Origin of the sequence: Thalassomonas sp. RHCl1 (assembly GCF_947387555.1) — a bacterium.
Lineage (GTDB): Bacteria > Pseudomonadota > Gammaproteobacteria > Enterobacterales > Alteromonadaceae > Thalassomonas.
Window position 1 is genome coordinate 148,769 of the sequence record NZ_CANDNZ010000009.1, and the last position, 18,421, is coordinate 167,189.

The following is an 18,421-nucleotide window of genomic DNA, read 5'->3' on the forward strand; positions in this document are numbered from 1 at the left end:
GTTTGCTTTTTGTTCACCTATGTTATTTACTTTTTATTGCATAGTGTAATTTGTTAACGGATTACTTAGCCAGATAGTAGCTCTTGGAAAGAGCTGTGCAGAGGATTCCATGAAAAAAGCAAAGCAGTTAACACATCCTGCCCGTTCGCTCATTTTATCTCTTAGTTTTATATGCTCCTTATTGGCTTTCGGGCAAGTATATGCCTTTGAGCAACAGCAGCTCCCTGCTGCCAACTCCTTTGCCGGGAAAACTTTGCCGCTAAACACTGTTAATGCCGAGCAAATGCAATATCAAGCCGGGAGCTTTGACAGCGATAACAATGCCGATGAAAAAGTGCTTAGCCGGCTGCCGGGGGAGGCTGCAATCTTAACCCTGGTGTTTATTATCGCTTTATTGTTGGCTTTATGGTCTCGCTGGCGTATTAAGCACTTGTATAACCATGCCCAATTATTGGCTCGTTTAGTACAGGAGCGCACACAAGCCCTTAAACAGGCAAACCTGAAACTGGAAAAACTCGCCTGTGTCGATGTTTTGACCAACACCTGTAATCGCCGTCAGTTTATCGTGCAGGCGGAAAAGGAATTTGAACGTTTCTATCGCAGTCAGCATCATTTTTCCGTGCTCAGGGCTGAAATCGATAACTTTCACGGTATTAATGAAGATTATGGCTTTGCCTGCGGTGATTATGTGCTGGCGGAAGTTGCCCGCGTATTAAAGCAGCGCCTGCGCAGCGGAGATATATTAGCCCGCTGGGCAGGCAAAGAATTCATTATTTTATTGCCCGAGACCGGGTTGGAGGGAGGTGAAATCGTCGGGCAAAAAATTTGCCAGGCGATGCTAGCCGCCGGCTTTTGCTACCAGAGCAAGCCAATTGCGATAACCTTGAGTTTAGGAGCTGTGCAAATAGAGCTCGGGGAGTCCTTAGATACCTGTGTACAAAGAGCCGACAAGGCTCTTGGCCAAGCCTGTGAACATGGCGGCGGACAAGTTATTGCGCTATCTGCCGTGGCTCAGGTACAAAGTCGTAAGAAAATTTGCCACCATTATGGTTAAACCTTAACGCTTAATATAAGGGCCTGTATCCATTATTGCCCTTGGTGCAATAACACAAATCATACTTTATCGGTTAGATGCTTAATTTACCGGTTTAGTTTTTCTTCTCGCCTGCCGCTTATTCTTTTTATATCACCCTGATATGTTTTTAGGGATGATATTCTTTATTGCTTAGTTATGGTGTGATCAGTGGATTACCCCTTATTGTTGTGCGAAATCTCTTACTCTGGCTCGGGTTTTTGGTGTTTTTTTATACCGGAAAAGATTTTTGAATTTTTACCGCCGTTGCTAACTTATTCTTTTTATTTTGTAAAAGTTGTCCTGGCGTATTTGTTTGCAATATGCAACTAAAATCGGGTTGGTTATTTTTTGTACAGGTGTGGTTTTGTGTTTTTGCTTTCATTAGAATGGCAACCCACTGATAACCGGCACGACAGAATAGAGAGGTGCGATGGTAAAGATTTATCCAGGCAGTAAATAAAAGGATGTAGGTTAACCTGTACTTTTTACATTGAGGTGCTTAGTGCTTAGGTTGACATAAAAAACATTAATGTTTGTTGAGAGGTCATTATGTTTAGGAAAATTTCTTCAGCGTTGTCGCTATGTATTATGTTGTTTCTTAGTTTCAATGTTGCTGCTGTAGAAATAGTTACATATCAGCAGGGAGCTAACGGTTTTAACGGGGCTACATCTACGATGTTCAGTGGTTCCAGAGCACAGAACTCTACCAGAGAATCTCATTATTTCAGGTATGACGGCGCTAACCGCTATTATAACCTGGAGCATTTCGACTTAGGCGATATCAGCCAGAAAAGTGATATTTCTTCTGCCAAATTAATTTTTACCCGTGTCGGAGGAGGTGTTTATGTGGCCTCCGAGATATATGTCAGACAAATCCTGGATCCCGATAATTTAGGTCAGGCTTATGCCACCGGCTGGAAAGTTGGTTATGGCTTTCGCGCCGGCGCCAATAGTGAGTCCCGGGATGATTCTGCCGGCACCGATGTCAAGTGGCGCTTGTCAGACCCGGATTCTCCGGAAGATCTCAATGCCGATTATTTTCAGGGGGTGTTGAAAGACCTGGATCAATCTCCTTTTTTTACGCCTCAAGTAACCGATCTTGTCGGCACCCGCTATGAAGTTGATGTGACTGCAGATTTGCAATGCATACAGCAAGGTACTTGTGTTAACCAGGGCTGGGCGCTATTTCATAGTAACCCTAATGGCAATATTCAAAATATTACCGCCAACTCTAATTATGAAATGGCTGAGTATCGTCCCATGTTAGTAGTGACCTATGGTATTGCAGATTTAAGTGCTCCCAGAAGCAGACAGGCGATTCAGCAAACGACTTTATTAGAAGATGACAGTCGTGTGATTACCTTGACCATAGAAACCGATGAAGCGGCGAACTGTAAAGCCGATATTGACAGTGGCGATGTATTTGCCGCGATGGATATTAGCATGCAGGCATCCGGCGGCGACCTTATGCATACTTATGCGTTGAATGCTGATGAGCAGCCGAGCCAATTGTATATCAAATGCAGCGATAGCTCCGATAATATCAGCGATAATCTGCATACCTTTATTTTCTCGGTACAAGATACCGGCGGCTCAGATGGCGGTACCGGCGGCGGCACAGGTGGCGGTACTGACGGCGGCACAGATGGTGGTACTGACGGCGGCACAGATGGCGGTACCGGCGGTGGCACAGATGGTGGCACTGACGGTAGCTTTGTCCTGGGCAAAGAAGTGATCACCCCAGACTTTGGCACTGAAGCGCCGGCTATCGGCGAGTCTATTGTCGACCCAACCACGGGCGCCAGGATCACCCGTTTAGCCGGTGATGGTGTTGAAGATGCCTTAATCGTCTATTCCCGTTATTCTCCGGAAAACTCTGCCGGTGACTTGCTGTTGGTGTTCGGCAGCAATTCAACCTCAAGTAAAGTGATTAACCGCACCACCAGTGAAGTGGTTGCCAACCTTAACCATCAGGACGGCACTACCATAGGTGAAAACCACGAAATACGCTGGGATACCTCAGGCAACCACCCTTACCGTATCTATTACATCAAGGGCATGCAGTTCTGGAAAATTGACGATGTCCGGGATCAGGAAAATACCCGGGTGATGATCAGAGACTTTAGCGAGTTATTCCCTAATTCCCTTAAGATTTACAATGATGTTGAAGGTGACAGCTCTAATGACAGTGATCACTGGGCCTGGATGGCGGTACATTACGGTCAGAACGAGTTTGGTTCATATACCTACTTAGTGGATGCCTTTGTACACTATCAAGTGTCAACCGATACTGTGCATACCTTAACACCCGCTGATTTGGCGGGTACCAACTTAGATATCGAAGCCACTAAGGCCGAGGGCGCTGAGACCCCGATTTTTACATACCGTCCGAATATGGTGGAAATGTCTCCTTTAGGCACAGGCATTGTTATCCACACCGGTTATAAGTGGGATGATGCCGCCTATGGCGGAAGCGCTGTCAATTATATCGGTACCTGGTTTGACGGCGCCCATCTGTGGCCGGTAGATTTTGACTTTAATCGCCAGGCGCCGGTTAAAATCTCAATCAGTGAAACCCATTCCGGCTGGTCTTTTGACGAAAATGGTCGGGAGATGTTTATCAGCCAGAATAACCGTACCGACCGTCTTGATGCCATCTATGTTGAAGGTGAAAATGCCGGCTATGATAACCGTATCGAAATAGCCAGCCATGCCGATTTTGGCTGGGCCATGAGTTTCCATTACGGCAAGATGCCACAAAGCAAGCCCGGTTGGTTGTTTATGAACACTTATTCTAAAGACGACAGTCTGTGGGCGGCTAACCAGTTTATGATGATTCAAACCAAACCCGAAGAAGAGAACCCGGTGATCTGGCGTATCTCCCCCGCATATAACGCTTATGACGGCGAATACCGGGATGAAGCCCCGGCGGCGATTAACCAGGAAGGTAACCGCATCTACTGGTCTTCAAACTGGGGGAATGCGGGCGACAAGCGTTCGGTTTATATGATTGAACTGCCGGACGACTGGGATACTAAAGTCCTGGAGCAAGCGAACCTGCCATAACCTCTCAACAAGCAGTGGTAGGTTAGGCCAAAAAGGCACCTTCGGGTGCCTTTTTTTTATGGTCGGTATTCTACTTTCAGGCGCACGATATGGCTTGTTTTCCGATGAAAAAAGTGAGTGAAAAGCATATCAGAAGTAAGCAGTTACCCACACTTCATGTATGGTCTTTATTGGGGGAAGGGTTTTCCTGTTCGGGGTTGAAAGTAAAATGGCTAATATCTGTATTAAATATATTCATTTGATCATGATCAAAAACCTGAGTAAATTACTCGGGTATTATTTAATGACTGAGTCAGTAAACATATTTTTATTTAATCCTTATAAGAGGGGGAGTCGTATGGGTTGTTGCGGCGGTTGTGGTGGGGAAGGCCACCAACCGGAAAATAAACAAGAAACTGAAGAAAAAACGGAAGCTTCAGAGGAAGAATAAGGAAATCATTAAGTAAATAGTGATAATGATCCCCGCCGTAACATCCCGCAGGTGTTACGGCTTTTTTTATGCTCAGGACGAGCGGTATGCCATGATCATATGGACATGAGTGAATGGCGATCAGGGCGAGCGGTATGCCATGATCATATGGACATGAGTGAATGGCGATCAGGACGAGCGGTATGCCATGATCATATGGACATGAATGAATGGCGATCAGGACGAGCGGTATGTCATGATCATATGGACATGAAAGCATGGCGATCAGGGTAAACTAGATGCCATGCCCGCATAGATATGAAGGCATGGTGATGTCATAGATGCCAGGATTAATTTGTTTTGAAGTTTGACACCAGGGCTGAAAGATTCTCTCCTAACTCCGCCTGCTCTCTGGCATTACTTTCTACTTCACTTGATAGCGCCGACATATCGGAGGCGGCATCATTGATGGCCACGACATTAACGTTAATGTCTTCGGTGACCTGGTGCTGCTCTTCGGCGGCGCTGGCGATCTGGGTGGTCATATCCCGGATTTCCTGGACTGAGTTTTCGATACTATCAAATACGGTGCGCACTTCTTCCGATATGGCAATGGCTTCGTGAGACTGATTCAAACTGGTTTCCATATTGGTAGAGACCGTTTTGGTACGTTCGGTCAATTGCCCTAAGATATTATTGATCTCGCCGGTGGAGTCCTGGGTGCGTTTGGCCAGGTTCCTGACTTCATCGGCAACTACGGCAAAACCCCGGCCCTGCTCGCCGGCACGGGCCGCCTCGATGGCGGCATTTAAGGCCAGCAAGTTGGTTTGCTCGGCTATGCCCTGAATCGTGACCAGGATGTTATTGATATTCTCGGTTTCCTGCTCCAGCTCCTGGATCACCTGGTTTGAGGTGCGGATACTTTCACCGAGCTGTTTGACGCTGTTTATACTGGTATTCATGACTTGCTTGCCGTTCTGGGAAGCTTCCAGGCCTTGCTGGGAAACGTCTGCGGTGTCGGCGCAGTTCTTGGCCACTTCGTTAGCCGTTGATGCCATTTCTGTGACTGCGGTGACCACCTGTTCAATGGCTATCATCTGTTGATTGGAGGAATCTGCCACTTTAACCGCGCTTTCGCTGGCACTGCCGGAGATATTATTGATTTTCTCGGCGTCGTGCTTAATTTCACGGATCATGGCCTGGGTGGTGGAGATAAATTGATTAAACCAAGTCGCCAGTTGGCTGGTTTCATCTTTACCTTTGATATTCAAGCGGGTGGTGAGATCGCCTTCCCCTTCCGCCAGGGTCTTTAATTCACCTTTTACTGCATTGATGGGGTCGACAATATGTTTGGCAAACCAAATACCGATCACGATAAACAGGGCGATCAACAAACTGCTGACAATCACAGTCACCCAGATCAGTTGCGAGGCAGAGGAGAAGATTTCATCCGTTTGTTTAAAGCCGATAAACTTCCACCCCAGGGTGTCTGATTTGACGATATTGGCCATATAGGTCACGCCGTCTATATCGACTTCCACGGCGCCGGAGTCGGTAGCGGCTATGGTTTTAAGGTAAGGGTCGTCAAGCTCGCTCAGGGCCTTGAAGGTATTTTCCGGCTTGCTGGCATCGACTAAGATATTGCCGCGTCCTTCGACTATCATGATAAAACCGGTATCGCCAAATTTTATTTTTTGCACCATCTCTGTCAGGGCTTTGACAGAAACATCTATCGCCACTACCCCTTCAAATTGCTCCTGTTCATTTTTAAAAGCTTTTAATACCGAGACATAGACGGCATCATCCGGCTCCCAGTAATAACCGTCAATACGCTGGACTTGGAAATTTCCAGCTTTGCCAAGATCAAACCAGGGTTCGGTGCGGGGGTCCCAGTTTTCATAATCAGCGGTACCGGGCCATTCCAGGTATTGACCGTCCTTAGCCCCCATATAGACATAACCTAAGGTCGGGTTGTTATTGCCGACGGCGCTGAATAATTCGAAAATTGCCTGCTCCCGTCCGCCATTGGCCATGGCTACCTGTGAAGGCTTACGTGCTTGATCAAAATAAGTGCTGATTTCCCCTTTTTCAGTGGCGCGGACAATTGTGCTGTCGGCCAAAAAAGAGACGTTATAACTGACAATATCAAAAAAGTTGGTGAACGACTGATCGACAATGGCAATATCTGCGCTGCTGGTTTGGATAAAATCGGATTCGGCCTGGCCGATAACATTATGTGAGGTGATGGTAGCCACTATTAACACTGGCAATAGCGCTATGATTAAAAAGGCGGATATTAATTTGTTGCGAATCGTTAGCATTAAGCTCTCCTGCGATTACTACGAAATAACACTTCCTCATCATAGAAGCTTAATTTCGTTAATTCTACCCATAATAATCAATAATTTGCGCGAAAATGCATAATCTTGTTTCTTTTGTTTAACTTAATTGAAATACTTTGTTGAACCAATAACAAAGTTTTTATCATTATTTTTTATCTGAAAGTTAACTTTTAAGGAGGCTGTCGAAAAGGGCTGTGAGGCGCAATTTTAATCATCTTGAGCGCTTTATGACGCCGGGCAGGATAAAGAGATAGCAGAGGGAGTGAACCTTTACTGTTTAGAGAGGGGAGTCGCTAGAAAATATTTAACTCCTTCTCTTTAGAGTAAATTTATCTGGAGTATTATGGACAGGGACCATTTAGCTGCCCCTGACTCTGTTTATAGGTGTATATGCCGGTGATTATCCCTGGCTGACAGCTTTGGTTTCTGTTTCGAGCAATTCACGGGCGATCAGCTTTAATAAATAGGTTTCCCGTTCCACCGACATTGCCTTTTTATTGCCCTTGGCCAGGATTTTTTCATTATGGGCAATGGCCTGGTAAATATTTACCCACACTGCGCTCATACCGTTATTTTGTTCGTAATCTTCCAGCCGGGCTTCCCCAAGCTCTTTATCTATATCGCACAGGTAACAATAAGACTCCATATGCAAGGCATCATATTCGTCTTTATACCAGGGGCGGTACTCCCGGTATAAGCCAAAGTCCCTGATATTACGGATATTGGTGGCGCCGGTTTCTTCCTGCAGTTCGCGGATCAGGCCCTGATGCAGGCTTTCGCCTTCGTCTATGCCGCCGCCGGGTAAGGTATAATCCTGATATTTTTCGGTGTAAAGCAATAAGATATTGTCATTATCCAAGATGATACCGCGTGCGGCCCGGCGAAAGAAAATGCGTCCGTTGCTGGTTTGCTCCGGGCTTAAATCAGGATGTATGGTGGTTCTTAACGGGCGCATAAAATCGGCTTCCGGTCTGTTATTAAAAGGTGGCGCATAAAAAAAGCCGGCCATTATACCCGGGATAGGGGCAGGGATTAACCGGGGCCGGGGAAATTTTTTACACTGTTATACTTGCCGGGCCCTGGAAGTTCAGGGACATAGTTGAATTTATTCCTTTTTATGCAACACTTTTTAGAAGCTTGAAGGAGAAAAAGAATATGTCGATGTCTGCACTGGAGTATGCACAAAAAGCCGAGGCCTTATGCGTTTTGCCCGATGTTTATTTACGGCTTAAAGAAATCATCGAGGATGAGCAATCTTCCTTGTCGGCCATTGCCGATGTCCTGGCTTTAGATCCTGCCCTGAGTGCCACCTTGCTGAAAATTGCCAACAGTGCCTTATTTAACTTCCCCCGGGAAGTGGACAGCATCTCTAAAGCCATCAGTATATTGGGCACGGAAGAAGTCCATAACCTGGTAAATACCTATGGGGCAACGGCGGCTTTTTCCTGTGTCGACTCCAGCGTCATCGATTTGGACAGGTTTTGGGAGATCAGTGTTGATTGTGCGCTGATTTGCAAATACCTGGCAGAGAAAAAACGTATTAAAGGGGGGAAGGGTTTATTTGTTTCCGGTTTGCTGCATAACATAGGCGAACTGGCCATTTTGCAAAGCGATGTCGAAAAGGTCAAATATTGCCAGCAATATGATAAAAACGAAACCCCCTGGCAGCGTCAGCAAGATGCTTTTGGCTTTAGCTATGCCGACTGCAGTGTTGAGCTCCTGAGCTTATGGCAGTTGCCGGAATCCCTGATTGCACCGATCCGGGATTTTCACCTGGCCTATGGCGAAGAAAGATCCCCCGCGGCTTCCTTGTTATATGTGGCCTCGCGTCTGGCTTTGCTTAACTCCCATCCCGGGATGTACTCAAAAAAACACTTTGTCGGCGTACATATCTTACAAGATCTGGATATCAGTATGGCGGAGCTTGATGAGGCGGTAAACTTTTGTAATCTTGAAGGTTTAAGTATCCTGGCGGCATTAAAGTTAAAAAAAACTGAGTAAGGACCCGGTTAATATACTTCACCGTTTATTTCCAGCTCCGTCAGGTACAAACGCATATCCAGCTCCAGCTGGTGGTAATTGCTGAGCATATGCTGGCATAACTGGTAAAAGGCCTTGTTATGGGCTTTTTCTTTCAGGTGGGCAAGTTCATGTACCACTATCATCTTTAAAAAAGCTTCCGGCGACTTTTTAAAAACCGAGCTGATGCGGATTTCATTTTTACTTTTTAACTTTCCTCCCTGGACCCGGGAGACATAGGTGTGCAGTCCCAGGGCATTATTAATCACGTGTATTTTATTGTCGTAAATCACTTTACTCAGCGATGCTGATTTTTTCATATGCCGTGCTTTTAGGGTTTGCACATAATCCCGTAATTCATGATCCCGGGTAAAGGGATGGCAATCGGGGTATTTAGTGCGAAGAAAATCTGCCAGGGTATTTTGGTCAAGCATTTGCTGGACCTGATCTTTTAATTCCGGTGCGTAGGCTGCAAGATATGTTAACGGTTTGGTCATAAAGCTAAATAAGGTTGGCAGTGAAGAAACAAAAGTCGCTATTGTACCTGCCTGAGGCTGTTTTGTCATAACCTGGCTAAGGGCTTCGCTTAACCCCGGTTAAGGACTTTTTTGTTCCAGCTTGAGGGACTTATCCCCCTGGTCGATATAAAAATTAAAACGGCCCAGGTAATTCATGCCTAACAAACCGTCGTGCTGTGATGAAAAATAGGGGCTGACGGCAAAGTGCATATCGTTGAGGACATAGCCGCTGATTTCAAAGCTGGAGACCTGGTAAAGGCTGGAGTTGACCACACCGCCGGCGGTATTGAGGCGGATAGTTTCGATAAAGCGGGCCTGTGCTTCAAGCCCCAGCTGTTCAAAAGTGTCTTGTGAAAGCAGGGAGATACTGGCACCTGTATCCAGCATCAGGGACACAGGGTGGTCCTGGTTGATCAGCCCCCGGACGATATAATGCTGCCCTTCCTGTACTAACGGGATGCGGCTGGGCTCGATATAAGCAGCGTCGATTTTATCCAGCAGGGATTGTGCCCGGGATGCCAGTTGCGGCAAGTCGAGCAGGGGGCGGGCATTGCTTTCTGCGGCCACCAGAAAGTCCTGCTCGTATTCGGCCCGTGCCAGCAGCAGCTGGATATCGTAAAATTCAGGATCTAAAGCCAATACCTGCTGGCACAGCTGCGCCAGTGCCTGCCAGGCCTGGCGTTGCAGCAATATTTTACTCTCTTGCTTAACCCGCTCGCGGGCGGCATTTAAATAATCAAGTTTTTGCTGGTAATCCAGGATATGGTAAAGCAGATCATAGGCGTGTTCGATGGCCTGCTCCGTTTGCCGCTTTGCCTGGAAAAAGTCCACCCGCAGGGATAAAAATGCAATATCATCGGGATAAGCATGTAAATAAGCCTGCAGGAATAATTCTGCGGCGCCGAAACGTTTTGCCGTGAGCAGGTTGTCGATATAGGTTAACCAGCCTTCCCTGACCGGCAAAGCCTGAGCCGGATATTCCTGGTTGAGGTCGACGAACAGGGCCAGGGCATCATAATAGGCCTCACTTTGCACCAGGGCCTTTATTTGTGCCAGCAGTGCGGTGATGGCCTCGCCGTCAATAATTGCCCCGTTATCTGAAGCGCTTTTCCTCAGGCGTTCTGTTTCGATCGGGCCAGGGGATGTTTTTGTGACTTGATTGCTTCCTGCAAGCGGTTGTTTTTCATGAGAAATTTTAGCTAAAGAGAAAAAGCTGCTGTCACCGGATGTCAGTGCTTGCAGTTTCAGATAAAAATAGCCGTTAAGGGCAAGCGACATGCTCAGCAGTAATAGTAAAAAGTATCGCATTACCTTGATAAAAAACCGGGATTTATTAATTCAGATCTCCTGTTATACACCTTAGGGTGATTAAATAAAAGTCTGGCAACGGCAATGTTATTGCTTTATTTCAGCCCTGTCGGCCACGCGCTTGAGCGGCCCTCCTGTTTTATGGAGGGCTTAAGTCCTTATCAATGCTTGTTGCCTGAGTGCCCTGGTTAAAGGCGGCAGCCTGGAACAGCTGCCGTTATGCTCTTTCGGCTAGGGAGTTGTTAACTGCCCAAGTAACAATTGAATAAACTCAGAGCCGTTTGCTGTTATGATCAGATCTGTGCCGTTCAGATCTGAGGCATGGGTTTGCGGCCAGTAGAGATGGCCTGCATGGAAAGCCGCATCGCCAACAAAATTGAAGTTAGCCTCTTGTGCCGCAGATGCGCCAACCAGGCCAACCAGAGAGCTGGTGATCAAGTGGGGCACATCGTCTAGGGGGAAAGTCAGCCGGCCTTGTGCAAGTAGGTCCGGGTCCATACTCATAAAGGCATAGGTTTGTGTCAGTCCCTGGTCAAAAATGGTACCCGATATAATGTCGGGCTGATGTGTGCCTGAGTTGTTCCAGGTTAAATCCAAGCTGTTAAGGTTAATATCATCAAAAACCAGCTGATTAATGATAAATTCATTTTGCAGCGTATCGCCGGCAAACTCCCGCTGATATTTCGCCATGCCAACACTGCTGTCGGTGACGTCACTGGTAAAATGGTAGCTGTCCAAGCCAAGCTCGCTAAATTTAGGGCTCGTACCCGATTGATGGCTATTGCCGCCCTCGGGGCTGATATAAAGCGGTACTTGTACCCGCCATTTATTGTTCATACCCCCAAGCCGGTATTCATTATCAATTGGCAGATCGGCAGACCAGGGGATCATTTCAGCCTGGTGCTCCAGTGTGATTTCGAGTAAATCATTATCCTGAAGTTGCCGGTAGTAATTAAAGCCGTAGCTAATATCGTTTTGGGCGTTTTCATAAACAACCAGGGCCAGGTAATGACCGCCATCATCTACCGGACAGAGGCTTAGCGTCTCTGTATAGGCCTTATTACCGGAAAAAACGGCATCGCTTATTATCCGGCCATTGATCAGCAACCTGGCCTGTTCGCTGGCGCTTTTTACCAGATCTGTGATGCGTACTGAGACATTGCGGCAAAATGTCTGGTAGTTATCTTTTGCTTCGTTATCGGCATTGGTGCTGTCGAAAGTCATATAATGTCCCGGGGGGACGCCATAAAAATTATGTACCCTGACCTTGCCGTTGGCTTTGGTATTGGTGACCCTGAAATAGGCCAGGCCGTTATCTTGCGGGGGGATCTGATAACTGTTATCGGTATTTTTTTCGATTTCAGAATAAAAGCCTAACAGGTTAAGCTGTTCGACCTTAGCGTTATTGCTATCGATATAATCGCCTTTTGGATGGATATTACCGAAAACCGTGTTGCGATGAACATGCCTTAATACGGCGCTTTCAACCTGGGCAATATCGGCTTGTTGGGAAATAAATTCCGGTATGACTGCAGAGACGGCGACGGTATCCGGGATCGGATCAGCAGGGGGAGGATTAATGACGTCCTTATCGCCGCCACTTCCGCCACTGCATGCTGTTATCAGCAGGAGCAGTGATAAAGGTATCGCGAGTAGATTGTTCTTGGGCATTATGCTTTCTCTCTTGCTTATAGAGTTTAGTGAACAGCCAGATAGTTATCTATGCCATGTGGCTGCATCTGCTTGTTGGCCTTTATTCGTGCGTAAGCGTAATGAGTGTATAAGCTTATGTTGTTGATGTTAACTGTTTGTTTACATTTAACTTGTGAAAATTTAATCAAAACCGTTCTTGCGGGAAAAACCGGCAGGTCAAGGCAGGCCTCTGGCTCAAGGCGGTGATAGTGAATTTTAAACGTAAAATAGCCGGCAGTGTTCTTCGTCTGTGATGACCAAGGAAAAGTGCTCGCACATGCTGACCTATGCCGGTCTTGATGAACAAGGCAAGTACGAATGGCACCGACAATAAAAATAACAGGCGCCTGAGTCCTACCGGGAATTACTGGTGTCTTCTGGTTTTAGCGAGCAGGAAATTGCCGACATTCGCCGCTGGTCCCGGGAGGAGTCATATTTGCTGTTTGTCTCCCTAATCCAGCCCGGGAGATGCCGCTATCCCTGTCGCCGGGTTCATCTTTAGGGTTTGTTTCTCGCTCGAATTCTATCTATAGTTAGGCAATAATACCGAAAGATCAGTTGCTTAACCCTTTAGGAGACACAGTGTTCGATAACAAGCCCCTTATTGCCAGCGCCCAGGAGGCAGATAATACCCTGACCCCAACCAACTTACTCAAAGATGAAATCGAACAGGTGAATAAATATTATGAGCTGATCATTGACTTCTTTGCCAATTACAGTTTCCAGCTGGTCGGCGCCCTGATCATTTTTGTCATTGGTTACCTGGTGGCGGGCAAAATTGCCGCCTGGGTGCTGAAGTTATGTGAGAGACATAAGCTGGACGTCACCCTAAGCCGCTTCCTGGCCAATACCGCTAAAATGCTGATTGTGGTGATGATCACTATCATTGCCCTGGGCAAGCTAGGGATCAGCGTAACCCCTTTTATTGCCGCAATAGGGGCGGTTTCCCTGGGCGCCGGTCTGGCATTGCAGGGCTTGCTGGCAAACTATGCCGCAGGTTTTAATATTATTCTTATCCGGCCTTTTGTTGTCGGGGATACCATAGAGGTGCAGGGGGTGAAAGGCCTGGTGGAGGAAGTCTTGCTTGCCTATACCATCTTAAGGGATGAAGACGATGTGCAAATCATGATCCCCAATAAGCATATTGTCGGTGAAGTGTTACATAATTCCAGCCATGATTCCCTGGTGGAATTATCTGTGGGCATAGATTATCGCCATAACCCGGTGGAAGTGATCGCCTTGCTGGAAAAGACCCTGGCCTCTCTTGACGGTGCCAGCAACCACAGGGCGCCTTTGATCGGCATTGACGAATTTGCCGACAGCGCCATCACCATCGCCATCAGATTATGGGCGCCGACCGTCAACCTCTATGCGACTAAATATAAGGCCAATGAAATGATTTATGCGGCACTGGAGCAGGCGCAGATTAAGATCCCTTATCCGCAAAGAGATGTACACCTGATAAAAAGTGCTTGATATGTTACCGTTTAGATCTTGTTTTATAAAATATCAATTGCAGCCGGGTTGTTTACGACTCTGTGCTGACAAGCTGTATGTAGCGAATGCGTTTTGCCGGAGTGAGTGATATGAGTCTTGATCTTGAAAAACAAATAGCAAGCTTATCCGGGGATATTGCCGCGCTTCACCTGACGCTGGATAATATTGGCGCCTATGTGTATATCAAAGATTTGCAAGGCTGTTATACCTATGTCAACAAAATGGTCAGGGATTTATTTGCCTGTCCGCTAGAAGAGATCATCGGCCAGAACGACAGTAAGTTTTTTTCCATCGCTCATTCGGATGAGCTTATGGTCAACGACCGTCTGGTGATGGAGCACTGCCAGACGGTGGAGGCGGAAGAGAAAAACATTATCCACAGCACCGGCGAGATACGCTATTACTGGACGGTGAAAAAGCCCTTGTTTGATGAGCAGGGGCAGGTGAGCGGCATGTACGGCATTTCCACCGATATTACCGAGCGTAAGCTGCTCGATATCAAGCTCAAGGAAAATGAGAAATTGCTTGATACCGTACTCAATAATGTCGACGCCTATATCTATATGAAAGACAGGGAGTGCCGCTTCAGGTATATCAATGCCAGCACCGCCAAGTTATTTGGCGTACAGCCGGAGGATATCATAGGGAAAAAAGGCGAAGACTTCCTGCCGCCGGAAACCGCCGCCGACTTCGCCATTCTTGATAATAAACTGCTGGCTACGGGGGAGAAAGTTTCGGGGGAAGAATCATTTTCCGATGGCAAGGGCAATACCCAGTATTACTGGTCTACCAAGGTGCCGATTAAAGACGAGCAGGATGAGATCTCAAGCTTTATCGGTTTCTCCAATGATATTACCGAGTTAATTGCCCTGAAAAAAAATCTGGAAGTCAAAGCCAATACCGATGAACTGACCCAGCTGGCAAACCGGCGCAACTTTATCGATCAGGCGGAAAAAGAATTTATCCGGGCCAAACGTTATCATTTATCCTTGAGTCTGCTGGCCATTGATATCGACTGCTTTAAGGAAATTAATGATACCTACGGCCACCATGTCGGCGATCAGGTTTTAAGAGAAGTGGCCAGGATATGTGCCGCCAATCTCAGGGGCGCAGACTGTATCGGCCGTATGGGCGGGGAAGAGTTTTCGGTGTTGCTGCCGGAAACGTCAGGTGAGGCCGCCAAGATAATGGCCGAGCGTTTATGTCAGCGGATACGGGATCATCAGCTGGCAGGTCCCTGGAAAGATAAAATCAAATCCACCGTCAGTATCGGCATCAGTGAAATGCAAGCTGAAGATGATGATATCGATGATCTGCTGATCCGCGCCGATAAAGCCTTATATAAAGCGAAGCAGACCGGGCGTGACCGGGTGTGCAGCTAAAGTTGCGGCAAGTCTTGATGTTCCTGTCTTAGCCGTTTTCTTAACGCAAATCATGCCGTGATCACAAGTAAAAAATAAAGATTAACAAAATAATCATAGCTATTTCATCGTCTTACCATTAGGGTGGGGGAAATGGTTTTCTCAGGAAGTAGGCATGTACTGGCAGTTTAGTTTTCAGCGGGCCTGGTCTTTGGCCAGTTTTGAATTGATACGACTTTTTTTTACCAAGCGGGGGGCATTGGCACTGGCGGCCTTTGTTACCGTCTGGTGTCTTATTTTATATTATCCGGTCAGCTCCGCTGCCGCCATGGTTTCTTCCGAGACCTTTAAAGACATGGCAATGCAGTTATTCGGCACCCTTGGCCTGTCGGAGCTGCTAACCTGGCCGGCGCCTGAGCTGGCGATCTACTGGTTGGTGGCCGCTTACTCTTTTCCTGTGTTTTCCCTGTATGCCGCCAGCGACCAAACCTGCGCCGACCGTACCCGGGGCACGTTACGTTTTATCTCGTTAAGGGCCAGCCGCACGGAAATCTTACTCGGGCGTTTTTTCGGTCAGGTGATGATTTTATTCCTGCTGATGTTATTTACCTTGCTTGCCGTGGTGGTGATGGCGGTTTACCGGGACAGCGGGGTTTTTGTCGATACCGGCATTAAAGGGTTAGGTTTGCTAAAAGAGCTGGTGATTGCGGTTTTGCCTTTTATTGCTCTGATGTCGTTTTTTAATAGTTTTATCCGTTCGTCGCGCCTGGCGCTCATTGCCTGTTTGTTGTTTTTTGGTCTGGCCCCCGTTTTTATTGCCGTGATCGAATCCCAGCTGAGCATTTTTTCCGTGCTCAACTATGCCCTTCCCGGCATTCAGCTCAGTGATGTCATTAACCGGCAAGGCTCAGGTGTTGCTAATTACCTGATCCCGCTGGGGCAAACGTGTTGTTATTTACTGGCAGGGGATTTAATCATGAGAAGGAGCAGTTTATGAGCTGTTTAATTAAAGCTTCTGCCCTGAATAAAAGCTTCGGGGAAAAACAGGCACTAGCCGATGTGAATTTTGAGATCCATGCCGGGGCACCGGTCGCCCTGGTAGGACCAAACGGCGCCGGAAAAACCACCTTGTTCAGTATCTTATGCGGTTATATCAAACCCAGCTCAGGGCAGGTTTCTGTTCTTGGCGTGACCCCGGGCAAAAGTGAAACCTTTGGCCGGTTGGCGGCGCTGCCTCAGGATGCCCAGCTGGATCCGCGCTTCTCCGTTTTGCACCAGCTGAAATTTTATGCCCGGCTCCAGGGCTTTGGCAGAAAAGAGAGCCAGTATGAAGCCGAGCGCACCATAGATCTGGTGGGCATGTCGGCTTCTCTACATCAAAAGCCCGACGGTTTGTCCCACGGGATGCGCAAACGGGTGACCATAGCCCAGGCGCTTATCGGCTCACCGGAAATCGTGATGCTTGATGAAGCCACTGCCGGCCTGGATCCTTTACATGCCCGAGAAGTCAGGGAGCTGGTGGCCAGCCTTTCGGGGGAAACCACCTTTATTTTAAGCTCCCATGATTTATCTGAGCTTGAGCGCTTATGTGGCCAGGTACTTTATCTGGATCAGGGAAGCTTAAAGGAGCATCATACCAACGCGCTCCAGGAGCAGTTCAGGTACTTTACCTTAAGAATGGAGCAGCAGGAGCCTGAGCTGATTGAGGTGTTAACCTCCCGGGACTATGTGGTTGAAGTGCTTAACAGCCAGGATAAGGAGTACCAGATCAAGGTGGCCGGCGAAAGCGCAGACCTGGCTCCTGATATTGAAATATTGACTTTGTGCCATCAGAAAAATTGGCGCTATCGCCAGCTGGTTAATGGTAAAACGCTGGAAAATCAGTTGTTCTAGCAGAGGTCTTTTGAGTGTTTTCTTCTCAATGAAAAGCAGGCAAGCTGACGGGGACAGGGGCAGGTTATCTTGTTTTTGTGCTCAGTCTTCTTTATTTTCTTTTTTAAGTTTAATGATCAGGTCAATATGGGGCACCAGGGCTTCAATTTCATGAATTTGACTGCGCAGCGAGTGCCACTGGAATAACTTTAATTGACTCGGATCTAAAATGGCCTGCTTGAGCTCTTTGATAAAGGGATTCTTATTTGACTGCTCCATGACCTCGTCCAGGTGCAATAATTTATCAAGGTCGGATTGATGAATTACTTTTTCCTCAGTTCTTTTAGTCACAATATCTTCCAATCAATAGTTCCTAAAACGACTTACTTAGGTATGCTTTAACGAGCAGGGGAATCTATATAATAGTCCGGTTATCATGTTTTTTCATGGCCGGGAAATTTTCTATAGCAGTAAAAACGCCTGTTTCCTCTTACCAGGCAAGAGGAATTTTTTGACTAAAACCAAATAAAATATGGATTAATCAGGTGACGATAAAAACCATCAATGTCGGTATTTATATTTACGAGCAGGCGGAAGTACTGGATTTTTCAGGGCCGTTTGAAGTGTTTTCCACCGCGGCCCGGGTTTATCAGTATCCGGGGTTATTTAATGTTTTCCTGGTGGCAGAAACGACTGACCCGGTGAAGGCCAGGGCGGGATATACCGTGTTGCCGGCGTATGGCTTTGATGAGCATCCCAACATAGATGTTTTGCTGGTTGCCGGTGGCGTGCATTATGGGGAAATGGCAAAAACCTCCGTGATGCAATGGCTTAAACGCCAGGCACAAAGGGCTGAGCTGATCACTTCGGTTTGTACCGGGGTGTTTTTGCTGGCGCAAGCCGGTATTGTCACGGATCAGCAAGTAACCACTCACCACCAGGATGTCCCGGAATTAAAAGCCCTGTTTCCTGCGTTGGATGTGCTGGAAAATGTCCGCTGGGTACAAAGCGGTAATATTATCAGCTCAGGCGGGATTTCTGCGGGTATAGATATGAGTCTGCAGCTGGTGAGTGAGTTAGCCGGGGTTGAGCTGGCGGAAAAAACCGCCGGTCAAATGGAGTTTCACTGGCGAAAGCAAAATAACTAACCTTGTACCCGGCACTGAGCTTGTTTTTCTTTTTTATCGGTAATTTTTTGTTAGCAAAGGGTTAAAAGCTTATCGCCCCTGTTTATCGGGGCGCAGGCAGAGAAAATAATGGCA

At 47.2% G+C, this 18,421-nt stretch carries 16 protein-coding genes; 10 read left to right on the forward strand and 6 right to left on the reverse strand.

All coding sequences use genetic code 11. The features are described from left to right. The first annotated feature begins 109 nt into the window (after nucleotides 1–109). The 3 genes from QL234_RS22575 to QL234_RS22585 all read left to right on the forward strand — a co-directional run bounded on the left by QL234_RS22575 (nucleotide 110) and on the right by QL234_RS22585 (nucleotide 4,571). Nucleotides 110–1,054: a GGDEF domain-containing protein gene (locus tag QL234_RS22575; RefSeq protein ID WP_281560029.1), complete on the forward strand. Its 945-nt coding sequence runs from the start codon at nucleotides 110–112 to the stop codon at nucleotides 1,052–1,054. Between the two features lie 696 nt (nucleotides 1,055–1,750). Further along, nucleotides 1,751–4,141: a hypothetical protein gene (locus QL234_RS22580; RefSeq protein WP_281560030.1), complete on the forward strand. Its 2,391-nt coding sequence runs from the start codon at nucleotides 1,751–1,753 to the stop codon at nucleotides 4,139–4,141. Between the two features lie 208 nt (nucleotides 4,142–4,349). Beyond that, nucleotides 4,350–4,571 (forward strand): hypothetical protein, encoded by a 222-nt coding sequence (locus QL234_RS22585; protein ID WP_281560031.1) that lies wholly within the window; start codon nucleotides 4,350–4,352, stop codon nucleotides 4,569–4,571. Between the two features lie 329 nt (nucleotides 4,572–4,900). Here QL234_RS22585 and QL234_RS22590 read toward each other — a convergent pair whose 3' ends face one another. Both QL234_RS22590 and QL234_RS22595 read right to left on the reverse strand, forming a co-directional pair. Further along, the gene (locus QL234_RS22590; RefSeq protein ID WP_281560032.1) at nucleotides 4,901–6,871 is read right to left on the reverse strand and encodes a methyl-accepting chemotaxis protein; all 1,971 of its coding nucleotides are present in this window, start codon (nucleotides 6,869–6,871) and stop codon (nucleotides 4,901–4,903) included. Nucleotides 6,872–7,292: 421 nt separating this feature from the next. Then, a complete protein-coding gene (locus tag QL234_RS22595) occupies nucleotides 7,293–7,847 on the reverse strand; it encodes an NUDIX hydrolase (protein ID WP_281560033.1) in 555 nt (184 codons plus the stop codon). Nucleotides 7,848–8,047: 200 nt separating this feature from the next. On the opposite strand from QL234_RS22595, the gene QL234_RS22600 reads away from it, so the two are divergent. Then, on the forward strand, nucleotides 8,048–8,893 hold the full coding sequence (locus tag QL234_RS22600) for an HDOD domain-containing protein (protein ID WP_281560034.1): 846 nt from the start codon (nucleotides 8,048–8,050) through the stop codon (nucleotides 8,891–8,893). Nucleotides 8,894–8,901: 8 nt separating this feature from the next. Here QL234_RS22600 and QL234_RS22605 read toward each other — a convergent pair whose 3' ends face one another. The 3 genes from QL234_RS22605 to QL234_RS22615 form a co-directional block, all read right to left on the reverse strand. Next, a complete protein-coding gene (locus QL234_RS22605; RefSeq protein WP_281560136.1) occupies nucleotides 8,902–9,408 on the reverse strand; it encodes a YgjP-like metallopeptidase domain-containing protein in 507 nt (168 codons plus the stop codon). Nucleotides 9,409–9,507: 99 nt separating this feature from the next. Then, nucleotides 9,508–10,737: a retropepsin-like aspartic protease gene (locus QL234_RS22610; protein WP_281560035.1), complete on the reverse strand. Its 1,230-nt coding sequence runs from the start codon at nucleotides 10,735–10,737 to the stop codon at nucleotides 9,508–9,510. A gap of 231 nt (nucleotides 10,738–10,968) precedes the next feature. Continuing rightward, a complete protein-coding gene (locus tag QL234_RS22615; protein ID WP_281560036.1) occupies nucleotides 10,969–12,408 on the reverse strand; it encodes a hypothetical protein in 1,440 nt (479 codons plus the stop codon). A 391-nt stretch (nucleotides 12,409–12,799) separates the two neighbouring features. On the opposite strand from QL234_RS22615, the gene QL234_RS22620 reads away from it, so the two are divergent. From QL234_RS22620 to QL234_RS22640, 5 genes are all read left to right on the forward strand, one after another. Then, on the forward strand, nucleotides 12,800–12,931 hold the full coding sequence (locus QL234_RS22620) for a hypothetical protein (protein WP_281560037.1): 132 nt from the start codon (nucleotides 12,800–12,802) through the stop codon (nucleotides 12,929–12,931). Between the two features lie 80 nt (nucleotides 12,932–13,011). Continuing rightward, nucleotides 13,012–13,905, forward strand: coding sequence for a mechanosensitive ion channel family protein (locus QL234_RS22625; protein ID WP_281560038.1), 894 nt, complete (start codon nucleotides 13,012–13,014; stop codon nucleotides 13,903–13,905). Nucleotides 13,906–14,015: 110 nt separating this feature from the next. Beyond that, nucleotides 14,016–15,308, forward strand: coding sequence for a GGDEF domain-containing protein (locus tag QL234_RS22630; protein ID WP_281560039.1), 1,293 nt, complete (start codon nucleotides 14,016–14,018; stop codon nucleotides 15,306–15,308). Nucleotides 15,309–15,462: 154 nt separating this feature from the next. Continuing rightward, nucleotides 15,463–16,284, forward strand: coding sequence for a hypothetical protein (locus tag QL234_RS22635; protein ID WP_281560040.1), 822 nt, complete (start codon nucleotides 15,463–15,465; stop codon nucleotides 16,282–16,284). Next, on the forward strand, nucleotides 16,281–17,180 hold the full coding sequence (locus QL234_RS22640) for an ABC transporter ATP-binding protein (protein WP_281560041.1): 900 nt from the start codon (nucleotides 16,281–16,283) through the stop codon (nucleotides 17,178–17,180). The genes QL234_RS22635 and QL234_RS22640 overlap by 4 nt, the downstream gene beginning before the upstream one ends. Before the next feature lie 81 nt (nucleotides 17,181–17,261). Here the strand turns inward: QL234_RS22640 and QL234_RS22645 are convergent, their stop codons facing one another. Next, complete coding sequence (locus QL234_RS22645) at nucleotides 17,262–17,510, reverse strand: hypothetical protein (protein ID WP_152646558.1); 249 nt, start codon at nucleotides 17,508–17,510, stop codon at nucleotides 17,262–17,264. A gap of 194 nt (nucleotides 17,511–17,704) precedes the next feature. On the opposite strand from QL234_RS22645, the gene QL234_RS22650 reads away from it, so the two are divergent. After that, a complete protein-coding gene (locus tag QL234_RS22650) occupies nucleotides 17,705–18,307 on the forward strand; it encodes a DJ-1/PfpI family protein (protein WP_348650729.1) in 603 nt (200 codons plus the stop codon). Nucleotides 18,308–18,421 lie beyond the last annotated feature (114 nt).

Bases quoted from the DNA above. Each gene is read 5' to 3' on its own strand.
- QL234_RS22575 (WP_281560029.1), top strand. From the start codon at position 110: ATGAAAAAAGCAAAGCAGTTAACACATCCTGCCCGTTCGCTCATTTTA.
- QL234_RS22580 (WP_281560030.1), top strand. From the start codon at position 1,751: ATGTTCAGTGGTTCCAGAGCACAGAACTCTACCAGAGAATCTCATTAT.
- QL234_RS22585 (WP_281560031.1), top strand. From the start codon at position 4,350: ATGGCTAATATCTGTATTAAATATATTCATTTGATCATGATCAAAAAC.
- QL234_RS22590 (WP_281560032.1), bottom strand. From the start codon at position 6,871: ATGCTAACGATTCGCAACAAATTAATATCCGCCTTTTTAATCATAGCG.
- QL234_RS22595 (WP_281560033.1), bottom strand. From the start codon at position 7,847: ATGCGCCCGTTAAGAACCACCATACATCCTGATTTAAGCCCGGAGCAA.
- QL234_RS22600 (WP_281560034.1), top strand. From the start codon at position 8,048: ATGTCGATGTCTGCACTGGAGTATGCACAAAAAGCCGAGGCCTTATGC.
- QL234_RS22605 (WP_281560136.1), bottom strand. From the start codon at position 9,408: ATGACCAAACCGTTAACATATCTTGCAGCCTACGCACCGGAATTAAAA.
- QL234_RS22610 (WP_281560035.1), bottom strand. From the start codon at position 10,737: ATGCGATACTTTTTACTATTACTGCTGAGCATGTCGCTTGCCCTTAAC.
- QL234_RS22615 (WP_281560036.1), bottom strand. From the start codon at position 12,408: ATGCCCAAGAACAATCTACTCGCGATACCTTTATCACTGCTCCTGCTG.
- QL234_RS22630 (WP_281560039.1), top strand. From the start codon at position 14,016: ATGAGTCTTGATCTTGAAAAACAAATAGCAAGCTTATCCGGGGATATT.
- QL234_RS22635 (WP_281560040.1), top strand. From the start codon at position 15,463: ATGTACTGGCAGTTTAGTTTTCAGCGGGCCTGGTCTTTGGCCAGTTTT.
- QL234_RS22640 (WP_281560041.1), top strand. From the start codon at position 16,281: ATGAGCTGTTTAATTAAAGCTTCTGCCCTGAATAAAAGCTTCGGGGAA.